General features: G+C 70.4%; 7 protein-coding genes. All 7 read left to right on the top strand.

From position 1 onward, the window contains the following. Positions 1-65 precede the first annotated feature (65 nt). Positions 66-1,487, top strand: a complete 1,422-nt coding sequence (locus AC1AYX_RS05515; RefSeq protein ID WP_476502566.1) for a serine/threonine-protein kinase — start codon at positions 66-68, stop codon at positions 1,485-1,487. Between the two features lie 119 nt (positions 1,488-1,606). Continuing rightward, on the top strand, positions 1,607-7,540 hold the full coding sequence (locus AC1AYX_RS05510) for an Ig-like domain-containing protein (RefSeq protein WP_476502565.1): 5,934 nt from the start codon (positions 1,607-1,609) through the stop codon (positions 7,538-7,540). Continuing rightward, positions 7,537-8,679 carry an AAA family ATPase gene (locus AC1AYX_RS05505; RefSeq protein WP_476502564.1) on the top strand — a complete coding sequence of 381 codons (1,143 nt, stop codon included), beginning with the start codon at positions 7,537-7,539 and terminating at the stop codon, positions 8,677-8,679. Before AC1AYX_RS05510 ends, AC1AYX_RS05505 begins: the two co-directional genes overlap by 4 nt. An 82-nt stretch (positions 8,680-8,761) precedes the next feature. Further along, positions 8,762-9,973 (top strand): DUF58 domain-containing protein, encoded by a 1,212-nt coding sequence (locus tag AC1AYX_RS05500; protein WP_476502563.1) that lies wholly within the window; start codon positions 8,762-8,764, stop codon positions 9,971-9,973. After that, positions 9,970-12,411, top strand: coding sequence for a transglutaminase TgpA family protein (locus tag AC1AYX_RS05495; protein ID WP_476502562.1), 2,442 nt, complete (start codon positions 9,970-9,972; stop codon positions 12,409-12,411). The genes AC1AYX_RS05500 and AC1AYX_RS05495 overlap by 4 nt, the downstream gene beginning before the upstream one ends. Beyond that, positions 12,408-13,334, top strand: a complete 927-nt coding sequence (locus tag AC1AYX_RS05490; RefSeq protein WP_476502630.1) for a PP2C family protein-serine/threonine phosphatase — start codon at positions 12,408-12,410, stop codon at positions 13,332-13,334. The genes AC1AYX_RS05495 and AC1AYX_RS05490 overlap by 4 nt, the downstream gene beginning before the upstream one ends. Next, a complete protein-coding gene (locus AC1AYX_RS05485; RefSeq protein ID WP_476502620.1) occupies positions 13,327-13,905 on the top strand; it encodes a variant leucine-rich repeat-containing protein in 579 nt (192 codons plus the stop codon). Before AC1AYX_RS05490 ends, AC1AYX_RS05485 begins: the two co-directional genes overlap by 8 nt. The last annotated feature ends 11 nt before the right edge of the window (positions 13,906-13,916 follow it).

Raw genomic sequence — 13,916 nt, 5'->3', positions numbered from 1 at the left:
GGTACCATTGTGCCGAGGGGACGGCGCAAGTCCCCAGGGGGACGCCTTCGGGGGAAGGGGGCATCATGCGCACCACGATCACAGCGCCGCCGGAGCTGCCCGGGTATTCGTTCGTCCGGACGCTCGGCTCGGGTTCCACGGCCGACGTGTACCTGTACCGGCAACGTGTCCCGGACCGGGATGTGGCGGTGAAGGTGTCCAGGACGCCGCTCGACCCGCGGGCCGCGGCGAGGTTCGCACGGGAGGCCGATATGATGGCCCGTCTGTCGAGCCACCCGTACATCATGCAGGTCCACGGCGCGGGCGTGACGCCGGACGGATTGGCCTACATCGTGTTCGAATACGCGCCGAACGGCACCTATAAGGAGATCGCACGGCGCCGGCCGCTCACCTGCGACCAGATGCTCGATCTCGGGATCAGGCTGGCCGGCGCCCTGTCCGCCGCGCACCGGGCCGGCGTCATCCACCACGACATCAAGACGAGCAACGTGCTCGTCGACGCCCAGGGGCTGCCGGTCCTCGCCGACTTCGGCATCTCGACGAACATCTACGACAGGACGTTCACCGGCTATTCGCTGCCGTGGGCGCCTCCCGAAGTGCTGAACGGCCGTTCCGGTGCCGAGGAGGCCGACATCTATTCGCTGGCGGCGACGCTGTATGCGACGTTGGCGGGCGGTTCGCCGTTCGAATGCGGCTACCGGCCGGACACGGCCGCGCGGCTGAAGGAGCTCATCCTCACCAAGCCGCTGCCTCCGATCGACCGCCCGGACGTGCCGGAGGACGTGGAACGGGTGCTGCGCAGGGCGATGTCGAAGGACCCGGAGGACCGTCAGCATTCCGCGTTGCGGTTCGCACGTGACCTGCAGCATGTCCAGCAGGAGCATTTCGGTCATATGACCGCCGTGGTCGCCGAAGGCCGGGATCCGTATCCGCCGAATCGTCGCGCGGCGCGCCGCCGCTTCGGCACGCCGCAGACCGGAGCCCCGGCCAGGGCGGCGACGCCGGCAGTCGCCGGTCAAGCCGTCGCCGGTCTGGCCGTCGCCGTCTTTGTCATCGCCGTGGCGCTCGTATTCGCGATCGCCGTCATGCCGAATCTCGATTCCGGCGCCGTCGCCGACCGCGCATCCGTCGGAGACGCGACGACGCGTCGTGGGACGGAGGCCGGGCGGGATGCGGATGTCACACCGGACGGCGTCGTCGGCGACGATGTCCCCTCCCCGACGGACCTGCACGGGGAATACGGCGACGACGGCACGGTGACGTTCACGTGGAGCAACCCCGATCCGAAGAGTGGTGACGCGTACGCGTGGAGGCCGATCGACGGCCAGGACCCGCAGGACGAGGGGAACACGTCGATCGTGAGGGGTGAACGGGTGACATTCGACGTCTCCAAGGACACGGCCCGGACATGCATCGCGGTGTCGGTCGTGAGGGCGGACCGACGCATGTCGCCCCGGCCCGCGGTCGTCTGCGCGACGCGGCGCTGATCCGCACGCGACACGCCGTCTCCCCGATCTCCGGTGCATCCGAGGCGGTACCCAGCGACGGGGTCTACATTTGGCGTACCGGCCGACCGGCCGGGCTCGGAACTACGACGGGAGCCGGCATGGCGAAGAGATCTTCCCCGGCATACGGGCGGATACGCGGAACCGACGCGCCGACGCGCCGTCCGGCGCCGTCGGACAGGCGTGGATGGGCCGTCCCGGCCGTCGCCCTGATGCTGCTGCTCGGCGTGGTCGCCGGCGCGATCGTCATCAGCTCCGTCACACAGCGTCATGTGCGGTTCGACGACGGATCCGTATGGGTCACCTCGTTGAAGGACCGTAAGGCGGCCCGGTTCAACGTGCGCGTCGGGCAGGCGGATGCGGCCGTCGCGTCGTCCGCGCCGCGCTTCGACGTCCTCCAGCATGACGCCGACACCGTGCTCGACGAAGGCGGCCGGGCGTCGTCGATCAAGGCGTCGACGGTAGAAGTGGATTCCAGCGCCGAGACGGGGGACGGGACCATATCGGCGGCAGGCGGCGGCACCATCGCGTTCCTCGATGAGGGGACCGGCGACGTCTGGACGGGATACGCCGACGATGTCGGCTCGGCGTCCCCCATGCACGAGGATCCCCGGCTGAGGCTCGGTGCGGGAGGCAGGATCGTGGTCGACGCCGACGGCGCGGTATGGGGATACCGTCCTTCCGACGGCATGGTGTTCAGACTCGACTCGCCGCAAAGCCGTTCGCCTTCGTCGGTCGGATCGATCACCGACGGGGTGAGGACGGACGCCTCCTCGTTCACGGTGATCGACGGGGTCCCGGTCATCACGGCCGGGAACCGGGTGCTCTTCAGAGGAGGAGGCGCCGCTTCCGGCATGGATGGAAGGCTGAGCCTGCAGTCGCCGCCGGTGGATGGGCTCCAATCCGGTTGGGTCGTCGTGGCCGGCCGGGACGGCTTGGACCTCATATCCCTCTCATCGCCGGATCCGGAACCTGTGCCGCTGCGTTCCGGCGGGCACGGGGAGCCGGCTCGCCCGGTCTCCTCGGGCGGCTGCGTGTTCGCCGCGTGGAGCCAGCGGGCCGACAACTACGTCTCCGTATGCTCCGCGGAGGACGGAGGGGCGACGTTCCGTTCCCTCGGTTCGGTGGATGTCACCTCCGAACTGGTGTTTCGCGCGAACCACCGGCAGGTGGTGCTCAACGACGTGGTCGATGGCAACGTGTGGGACCCGCGTGCATCGACCGACGTCATCAGACTCCAATGGAACACGATCCGGACCGAGCGTTCCGAGGAGAACCGGCGCGAGGGGGACGAGACGGCGAACAACCGGCGCGAGTTCGACAAGACCTGTTCGCACGGCTCGGACGGGATCCAGGCGGAGAACGACGAGTTCGGGGCGCGGGCCGGCGGCGAACGGATCCTCGACGTGCTGCGCAACGACCGGCAGACCGACTGCTCGGTGCTGCGGATCACGCGCGCGAACGCCCCCGACGGGGCCGTGATCGAGGTCTTCCCGGTCTACGACGGTCGCTACCTCCAACTCGACGCCACGAAGGCGGGCCCCGGCGCGGTGGGCTTCTCCTACGAGATATCCGACGGGCACGGCCAGACGTCCTCCGCCACGGTGAGGCTGACGCTCACCGGTTCCGGGAACGCCGCCCCCGCCCAGACCGATACGCCGCAGGAGCTGGAGGTCGAGCAGGGCGCTTCCTACGAGTTCAACGCGCTGGGTGGTTTCACCGACCCGGACGGCGATCCGATGACGCTCGTCTCCGCGGCGCCGCAGGGCTCCGATCAGGTGACGGCCTCCACGCGCGCGGACGGTCTGCTCACGTTCGACGCCGGTTCGATGGCCTCCGGACGAGTCGGCATCGAGCTCGCGGTCTCCGACGGCGAGCGCACCGGCACCGGCATGGTGTACTTCTCCGTCAAGCCCTCAGGCACCCTGCCCGCCGACATCGACCCCGTGGCCGAATCCGTCTCGCCGGCCACGGACGCGTCCATCGACCTGAAGCCGTACGTCCACGCCACCGGCGCGAGCCCGGCGCGTCTGTCCGCGGCGGACGCGCCCGATGGAGCCTCCGTGACGATGAACGCCGCCGATCTCACCCTCCGGTTCAGGGCGGACGCCCCGGGCACCTACTACGTGTCGTACACGATCACGCAGGGGACCGTGCCCGCGACCGGGCTGGTCCGGGTGGAGGTGCAGCCCGTATCCGGCCAAGCCGCCAAACCGGTGGCCGCGAACGACGTGGCGATGCTCGGCGCGGGGAACACGGCCATCGTGGAACCGCTGTCCAACGACGTCGACCCGATGGGCGGCGTGCTGTCCGTCACTTCGGTCACGGCCGATCCGGCCTCCGGCATCAAGACCGGTCTCGTAGGCCACAGGCGGGTCTATCTGACGGCGCGGCGGATACCGACCGAACCGGTCGACGTCACCTACACGGTGGCGAACGCGGCCGGCACGTCGACGGGCACGATCGTGCTGCATCCGCCGACGTCGTCGAACGCCGACTCGGCTCCGAAGGCGCCGGACATGGCCGCCCAGGTACGCACCGGCGGCATCGTATCCATCGATGTGCTCGACCGTGCCGGCCAACCGGACGGCACGACGGTCAGACTGCGGAACGAGCTGAGGACCGATGCATCCACGTTCAAGGGGGTCGCGTTCGTCTCCGGCGACACCGTACGGTATCAGGCGTCGGACGAGACCGGCACGTTCCCCATCGTCTACACCGTGGAGAACGGTCTCGGCGCCTCGGTGTCGGGGACGATCACCATCGCCGTGCATCGGAGCGACGCGGGGGACAAGCCCGCGCCCACGCCGCACGACACGGAGGCGCAGGTGGCCGCGGGCCGGAAGGTGCGCATCCCGATCGCGCTCACCGGCATCGACGTGGACGGCGACGACGACCAGCTGCTCGGCCTGGGCAACACGACGCCGCAGCTGGGCCGCGTCACCGAGGTGGGCGCGAACCACCTCGTCTACGAGGCCTACGCCGACTCCTCCGGCACCGACGTCTTCTCCTACGCGGTGGAGGACTGGACCGGCCAGCGGGCTCAGGCGCGAATCCGCGTGGGCGTGTTCCGGGGAGCCTCCGATTCCGGCGTATACGCGCGCGACGACGAGGTCACGCTCCGTCCGGGCACCCCCGCCACCGTGCCGGTCACCCGGAACGACGTCTCCGGCGACGACGCCGACCTGACGCTTGACGGAAGACTCGACGCCCCCGCCATACCCGATGCGAAGGCGAGCGCCGGCGCGATCGGCTTCACCACGCCCCGTCAGGCGGGGACGAGCTACGTCGTCTACACGGTGAAGGACAAGGCGGGACTGTCGGATACGGCCGTATTGACCGTGAACGTCGACCCGGACGCGCCGATCGAACCGCCGGACGCCTACGACTACCGCGTGCCCGCGTCGGCCACCATCGACAGGAAGAGCGTCGACGTGGACGTGGGCCGATGGATCGCGAACCCCTCCGGCCCGGATTCGGATCTCAGGGTCGACGTGCACGGATCGGCACACGCCCATGCACGCGTCAAAGGCGATGACGGCTCGACCGTCATCAGCGTGGATCTGACGCGGAACGCCCGGGCCGTCCCCTACACGGTGACCAACACGAGATACGGCGTGACCTCCACGGCGTTCATCCAGGTACCCGCATACGGCGTCTTCCCGCCGACCGTGCGGCCGAAGGCGCCCGCGCTCAGGGTGAACGCGAATGAGACCATCAGGATCGACGTCGCCGACCACGTGCGCGTGGGCGCCGGCAAGGAGGCGTATGTGGGCGGCGAGGATTCGGTGAGCGCCACGAAGGCCGCCGACGGACGGCTGTACGTGAACGACAGGACGCTCAGGTTCACCGCCCCCGGCGACTACGCCGGACCGGCTTCGATCACGTTCACCGCGGTGGACGGCAGAAGAGAATCCGGCAGGACGAGAATCATCAACTCGGCGGTGATCACCTTGCCGATCACGGTGGTCGGACGCGGCGTGAGGCCGCCCACGTTCTCCTCGTCCACGATCGACGTGGCGGCGGGCGACGGGACGACGACCATCGATCTGAAGGCGCTCACGCACGCGCCGGAAGGCCCCAGTGGGGACGAAGAGCGATACACGTATTCCGGCGGTTCGGACACCGGCAAGGTGACCGCCTCCGTCTCGGGTTCCGGCCGTCTGGAGGTGAAGGCGGACAAGACGGCCGTGCCGGGGACGACGATCGGCGTCCCCGTGCGGATCGGATACGACGGTGGCACGGTGGACGCCGGCATGACCGTCCGCGTCGTCCCCTCGACACGTCCGCTGGCGCGCGTGCCCGATAGGACGCTCAAGCTCGAAGCGGGAGGAGACGGGACGGTGGACGCGCTCGCCGACGCCTACAATCCGTTCCCGTCATCCCCTCTCACCCTGATCCGGTGCGCGGCGGACGACCCATCCGGGGTCGCCGTCCGATGCGATGTCTCGGGGTCCGTCGACGTCGCCGCCGCCCCGGGCGCCGGAGGCGGCACGAACCGTGTGCTCGTCACCGTCGAGGACGGCACGGGAATGGCCGAGCGCAGGGTCACGGGCACGATCACCGTCGCCGTGGTCGACAGGCCCGAAGCCCCGCTGCTCTCCCCCGTCGACGCGAAGCCACAGGACGGCGCGGTGGATCTGACATGGACGCCCGGCTCGGCGAACGGCAGCCCGATCACCGACTATGAGGTGCGCTGGAGCGACGGGGACCGTGTCTCCTCGAAGTCGTGCGGCGCCGCGACGGTCTGCCGGATCGCGGGGTTGGAGAACGGCAGACCGTACTCGTTCCGTGTGCGCGCGAGGAACGAAATCGGATGGTCGGAGGACTCCGGCACGGTGACCGGCATGCCCGACACAGTGCCGCCGGCCCCGTCGAGGGTCTCGGTGGAGGGCGGCAGGCAGGTCGTGACCGTCTCGTGGTCGATGCCCGTCTACGCGGGGTCGCCGGCCGACTACTACACCGTGACCCTGAGCAACGGCATGCGAGCCGTCGTCGAGGGGGCCTCGTCCGTCGACTTCGGCTTCAGATCGTCGGACATCACGGACGGGTTCGCCGTGACCGCCACCGTCGTGCCTCACAACCGGGCGGGCGACGGCGCGGCGGCCGCATCGGCGGAGTCCGCCAGGCCGTACGGCGTGCCGGACGCTCCGATCGTCTCCACGTCGCAGTCGGACGATGGCGACGAGGTGACGGTGTCCGCCGAGATCGGCGACATGCGCAACAACGCGTGCGCCTCCGTCGTCGTCACGCTCGGCGATCACACCGGGAACGTCGCGTGCGGGCAGACGTCGCACACCTTCGACATCGCGGATTCCGATTTCGGCGACGCCCTCACGCCCGGGTACGCCATCGTCACGGTGCATGGCGACGAGGTGCGAGGCGAAGGCATCCCCGTCGTCCCGGTCCACCGTCCGGCCGCGCCGTCCGGTCTCTCCATCCGGGCGGAGGACGGCCGCTGCGTGGTCTCGTGGACGGACGGCGACGGCAAGGAGGGCCGGTTCGAGTACACGGCCGGGAACGGCTCGTTCGGATCCACCACGCGGACCTCGTTCTCCTATGAGCCCGGCGGCTGGCGTGTCTGCGGCTCGGTGAGCGTGCGCAAGACGTTCCGCGGCGCCGCCAGCGCCGACGTCACCGCCTCCAGCCAGGACATGCCGGACAGGCCGAAGGCCGGCATCGGCGACTACGCACTGGAGTGGAGCGGCCGCGACACGCTCCGCATCGCTGGCGATGTGGAGACCTACGGTCAGGGCGCCACGGTCATCCTGACCCTCACCGACGGGGATGGCACCGCATGGCGGCGCGAATGGGCGGTCGGCGGACAGCCGCGGACCCTCGATATGAGGGGTTCCGGGCTCGACGGCGACGTGACGTGGCGCATCACGTTGGCCGACGGGCCGGACGAGCTCGTCGAAGGCGTGGAGAAAACCGGGACGGTACGGGAATCTCGCCCGACGGCCGACGGCGCATCGGTGGCGTTGCCGGGAAGGATCTCCCGGCAACGGGACGACACGATCAAGGAGCGATCATGAACGAGAACGCCAACGGGTCCGTCGACGACCGGACCCTGCTGTCCAGGGACGCGGGAGCCAGCAGGGCCGGCACGCGGCGGCGGACGCCCGCGCACCGCGCCACCGCCACCGCTCCCGCCACGACGGGCACCCCCATCCCCGACACCGGCACAGTCCCCGCCACCGGCACCATCCCCGGTGCCGCCACGCCCGAAATCGAACGGTTCCGGGACATGTTCGACCTGCTCGTGAAGAACGTCTCCCAGGCGGTGGTAGGCAAGACCCGCCCGGTCCGCGAGGTGCTCACCGCGCTCATGGTCGGCGGCCATGTGCTGCTCGAGGACAATCCGGGCACCGGCAAGACGCAGTTGGCGCGCGCCCTCGCCAACTCGGTCGACGCCGGCTTCAAACGCATCCAGTTCACCCCCGACCTGCTGCCCTCGGACGTGGTGGGACTCACCTTCTACGACCGGAAGACCGGCGATTTCACGTTCCGCGAGGGACCGGTCTTCGCGTCCATCGTGCTCGCCGACGAGATCAACCGCGCCTCGCCGAAGACCCAGTCCGCGCTGCTCGAGGTCATGGAGGAGCGGAAGGTCACCGTGGACGGCGTCACGCATGACGTGCCGCGGCCGTTCATCGTGATCGCCACGCAGAACCCGGTGGAGCAGCTCGGCACGTACCGGCTGCCCGAGGCGCAGATGGACCGGTTCCTCATCAGGACGTCCCTCGGATACCCGGGCCACGACGTGTCCGTGGAACTGTTGCGCCAGCTCGACGTCACCGACCGCGCCGGCGGCGTCGTCCCCGTGCTGGCCGGCGGCGACGTCATCGCGATGGGGCGTGTCGCGCACACGGTCCACGTCGACGAGTCGATCCTCGAATACATCGTCAGACTCGTCGAACGCACACGCCATGACGACGGCGTCCGGGTCGGCTCCTCGACGCGAGGCGCCCTCGCCCTGGCGCGCTGCGCACGCATCTGGGCCGCGGCGGACGGACGCGGCTACGTCGTCCCCGATGATGTGAAGGACCTCGCCACACCGGTGCTCGCCCACCGGCTGAGTCTCACCGCCGAAGCCGCGTTCGCCGGAGAGACGCCGCAGGCCGTCGTCACGCGCATCCTCGAGGACGTGCCCGCGCCGGCACTCGGCGGCTGACGCGCCCATCGCCAAGCCGCTCCCCACGCCCCCCCCCCACGAACCGCCCCGAACCAAACCCACGAACCGAAGGACCGACATCATGCCCCGTCCCATACGCGCCGCACGGACGCCGCGCCGGATACGCCGGCCGCTCGCGCCCTTCGTCTCCCCGCTCGCGTCCTCCGTCTCCCCGCTGGGGTGGGCTGTGACCGGCTCGGGCGCGGCGGCGCTCGTCGCCCTCGTCCTCCTCGGATGGCACGAGCTGCTGGCATACGGCGTGGCGGCCCTGTCGATGATGCTCGTCTCCGTCATCATGTCGCTCGGCAACATCTCGTTCCGGGCGACGATCGGTCTGCGGCGACGCCGCGTCACCGCGGGGGATACGGCGAGCATCCGCGTCGATATCGGGAATCCGGGGAGGACTCCCACCACGGCCGCGCGCGGCGACCTGCCGATCGGCTCCAGGCGCGAACGGTTCACCATTCCCCCGCTCGCCCCGGGAGGGTCCCGACGAACCGACATCGAGTTCCACACGCCGCGGCGGACCGTGATCGCCGTCGGCCCGCTGCGCATCCGCAACGGCGACCCGTTCGGTCTGATCCGGCGCGAGCGGCGGCTCACCGATGGAATCGACCTGTTCGTCCACCCCGTCATCGTGCCGTTGGAGGCGCCCGACGCGGGATCGGTCCGCGATCTCGAGGGGAGTCCGAGCGACGACACCGTCGACGACGACCTCGACTTCCACGGGCTGCGCGAATACGCGCCGGGCGACGACGTGCGCAACGTGCACTGGCCGAGCACCGCGAAGACGGGCGCGTTGATGATCCGCCGATACGAGGCGACACGGCGCACGGACACGGCGCTCACCATGTCCGTCAACCCGGACGAGTACGCGGGCCCCGGCGAGTTCGAGCTCGCCGTGGCCGTCCACGCGTCGATCGGCGCGCGATGCCTCGCGCGGCGTCGGCCGCTGTCCACGCATGCGGGCGCCGCGCACGCCGCGCCGCGCCGCGCGACGGACTTCCTCGACTCGTGCAGCAGGATAGTCCCGGACCGCTCCGACGATCCGAACCTCGCGCGCGGCACGCTCGCGCACGCCCCGGACGCCTCCTTCTACGTCCTCACCGTCGGCTCGCTGCGCGACGCGGACGACATCGGACGCATGGCGTCCGCGCTGCCGGAGTCCGCGTCCACGCTCGTGCTGCAGGTCGCGGAGGGCATGCCCCGGGCGATCCGCCGGTTCCCCGGCTTCACGCTCGCCACGGTCGGCGGACTCGACGACCTGCCGATCATCATGGGGGTGCTCGCATGACCAGCCGACGGCACGACGACGGGCGGAACGACACCATTTCAGCTTCCCTCTCCGCCCGCGGCCCATGGGGGCGGCGCTTGGGCGGTCTCGCCGTGGCCGCGGCGCTCACGCTGCTCGCCGCGTCGAATCTCATCGATGTCTACGGCGGCGCGGCCGCATGGGCTTCGGCCGCCGCGCCCGCCGCGCTGCTCGGCTGTCTCATCGCCCTGGCCGGAGTGACGCGCCGGCTGCGCCTGTGGTGGCAGCTCGTGTCCCTCGTGTTCGCCCAATCCGTCGTCGGACCGATCGTCGCCCTGAACGGCACGACGATCGGCCATGTGATCCCGACGGCCGCCACCCTGTCGCAGGGATGGTGGGACATGTTCGGCTCGTTCAAATACCTGATCGCCATCACGCCGCCCGTGGGCACGGCGTCGGGTTCGCTGATGGCCGTCTGGACGCTGACGCTGTGGACGGCGTTCCTCGCCGGCCTGCCGGCGCTCGCCGACGACGCGCGCCTGGCCGCGGCGTCCGGCCTGCCCGCGGCCGCCGCGTTCGCCGCCGCCGCGCTGCTCGGCACGTCCGTCGGCTGGTGGCGTGCCGCCGCCGGCCTCGCCGCCATGCTCACGTTCGTCGTCTGGTTGTCCGTCCGATGGGGTCTGTTGGAGATCGGACGCCTGCCGGGCGCGCTCGCCGTCATCGCCGTCGCCGCCGGTCTCGCCGCAGGCGTATGCCTCGCCACGCCCCAACATCGTCTGATCCTGCGCGACCGCTACGAGCCGCCGCTGACCCCGTACGACTATACGAGCCCGCTGTCCGGCATGCGCGCGTACATCAAGGACCATAAGGACGATACGGTGCTCACCGTGCGTGGTCTTCCCGCGGGCGCATCGGTGCGTCTCGCGGTGATGGACCGTTTCGATGGCAACGTGTGGAACCTGTCCGATTCGTCGGCGATCTCCGGCTCGTCGAGCTACCGGCGTGTGGGCACGACGATCGCCGACGACGCCGAGGGGACCCGCTTCACGGCCACGTTCACCGTGGGCGAGGGACTCACGGACCGATGGCTGCCGTTGGCCGGTTCGGCCACCGAAATCACTGTCGAGGATTCAGCCGACGGGCGAGGCGACCTCTACTACAACACGGACACCGATTCGGCGATCTACCCGGACGGCATGGCGGAGGGACTGACCTACACGGAGAGCGGCGTCATCCCCCGCACGCCCTCCGACAGTCAGATCGACGACGCCGAGGCGGCGAAGACCCTCCAGCCCGAGACGGTGGACTCCCCCGACGCCGCCGGCCGGCTCGCCACCGCCATGGCGGGAGGCGAGGCCACGGGTGGCGCCGCGGCGCGCAGGATCGCCGAAGGGCTGCAGGATTCCGGCTGGTTCTCGCACGGCCTGTCGGGCGACTATCCGTCGCCGCCCGGCCACGGCAACTACCGCATCGGGAGACTGCTCGACGGCACGCGGATGGTGGGCGATTCGGAGCAGTACGCCTCCGCGATGGCGCTCATGGCCCGCGAACTCGGCCTGCCCAGCCGCGTGGTGCTCGGCTTCGTCCCGAAGAACGACGACGGCTCGATCGGCACGGCGCGCCCCGAACGGCGTGGCTCCCACACCGTCACCAGGTTCACGGGCGATGACGTCGAGGCCTGGGTGGAAATCAAGCTCGACGGATACGGCTGGACCGCGTTCCATCCGACCCCGGAGGAGACGAAGGTCCCGGACCCAGAGGAGGAGCCCACTCCGCCGAACCCGCGGAAGCTGGTGCGCCAGCCTCCGGTGCCGCTGCAGGACCCGCTGCGCGACGAACGGCAGATGCGGGGTCGTTCCACGCTCGGCGGCGAGGAGGCGGACGCGGCCGGCGCGGACCCGTTGAGGACGGCGCTCGGCCGCGCCGTTCGGAACGTCGCGGTCTACGGCAGCCCGGTATGGGCGATGGCGGCCGTCTGCGGAATCATCCTGCTCGTGAAGGCGCTTCTGCTGCGTCATGCGCGACGGTCCGGCAGTCCCCGCATGCGGATCGCCGCCGGATGGCGGGCCGTCACGGCGCTCGCCCTGCAGAGCGGCGTCGACGTGCACGGCACCCGGCGTGAGGAGGGGCGGGCGATGGGCGGACGGATGGATGTCGACGCTTCGACGCTCGCGATGTTGGCACGCGAAGCCGACTACGCCGCGTTCTCCGGCGAACGCATCGACGACGATCGGGCCCGCCGGTACTGGGCGGACGTGGACGCCATGCGTGCGGCCATGCTCGCGTCGTTACCCCGTCCGCGCCGCTGGCGTGCACGGCTCAGCCTCGCCGGAGTGTTCACACGCCGAGGAAGACCCCGGCGCGCCCACCGTGCAGCAGGTATAGTGGCGAGTATGTGTGCCTGGGCCGCCGAACGCGGCATGGGCGAGACGACCGCCGCCGGGGAACCGGGCGCACGGACAGAGGGGAAGCGTTCATGACCATCGGACATCTCGCGGCGGGATTCGCCACCGATGTGGGGCTCAAGCGCAGGAACAACCAGGATGCGGGCTACGCCGGCCACGGCGTGTACGTGGTGTGCGACGGCATGGGCGGCGGCATGGGCGGCGAGCATGCGAGCGCCCGTGCGGCCGATCATCTGCGCGCGCTCGCCGCATTGCCCGTGCGCAACCGCGCGGACATCGAGACGGTGCTCGCCGACGCGCAGGCCGACGTGCTCGCGCTCGGCCACGAGCTCGGCGGCGTGGCCGGCACGACGGTGACCGGCCTCATCCTCGTGCACGGCGACGCCCCCGACATCGACGACGGCTCCCAGACCGGCGAACGGACGTCCGCGACGCCGTTCAGCACGGAGAACCTCGCCTACGTGGTCAACGTCGGCGACTCGCGTACCTATCATATGGACGCCGCGCGGGACGGCGCGGGCTGGGATCCCTCGACGCTCGTGCGCATCACGCGCGACCATTCCCAGCGACAGGAGGCGATCGACACGGGCGAGCTGTTGCCCGACATGGCCGAATCGCTCATCCCGCGCAACATCATCACCCAGTGCGTCGGCGATCCGGACGGCATCAGGCCGGACCTGTTCCTCACCGACGCGACCGGCCGCTTCATCATCTGCTCGGACGGCCTGTACGCCGAGGTGTCGGGCGACGACGAGATCGCCGCGATCTCCGCGCGCCACGACAATCCGCAGGAGGCGGCGGATGCCCTGCTGCGCGCCGCGCTCGACGCCGGCGGCGGCGACAACGTCACCGTCATCGTCGCGGACATGCCCGTGCTCGCGCCGCCCCGGCACGCATGGTCGGTGACTAAGCTGGGCGATGAGGAGGATATCGGCAACATCGCCGATGTGACTTTGCAGACTTTGCGGACCATAGCACCTAGGAGGCATGATGGTTGATTACGATGCCGCGGTCGCGGCGGTTCAGGATCGGGACGCGGATCCGATCCTTCTCGCGAAGATCGCCTATGAGAATCCGGAGTTCGGCGCGAACGTGGCGGTGAATCCGCGCGCCTACCCCGGTCTGCTGCGCTGGCTCGCCGAATTCGGCGACGACCGCGCCCGCGAGACCGTGCGCCAGATGGGCTACGCCGTCTCCGACAATGCGGCCGGCGCCGGGCAGTCCGACGAGACCGTGGCCGTGCGGCAGCACTCCTCCGCGGCGACGGCCGCCTCCACGGCCGCGACCATACAGCCCACGCGGACCGCACAGGCGCAGGCACTGCAGACGACGACGCAGGAGCCCCGGACCGCCGCGTCCGAACCGCAGGCCCCGGTGAACCCGCATGGCTTCACCGCACAGATCGCGCGCACCACCACCGACCAGATGCAGATGGCCGAGATCGCGCAGAAGGCGCCGGAACTGTACGCCGCCCTCGCGCAGAACCCGAACCTGTACCCGGCGCTTGTCGACTGGCTGTCCCGACTGGGAGACCCGGCCGTCGACGCGGCGCTCGCCGGCCGCCGCTGAAAGGGGCGAGA

It is taken from the genome of Bifidobacterium sp. LH_419 (genome assembly GCF_056356955.1).
The sequence above is the reverse complement of the archived record's forward strand: the minus strand, read 5'-3'. Positions and strand labels throughout refer to the sequence as shown.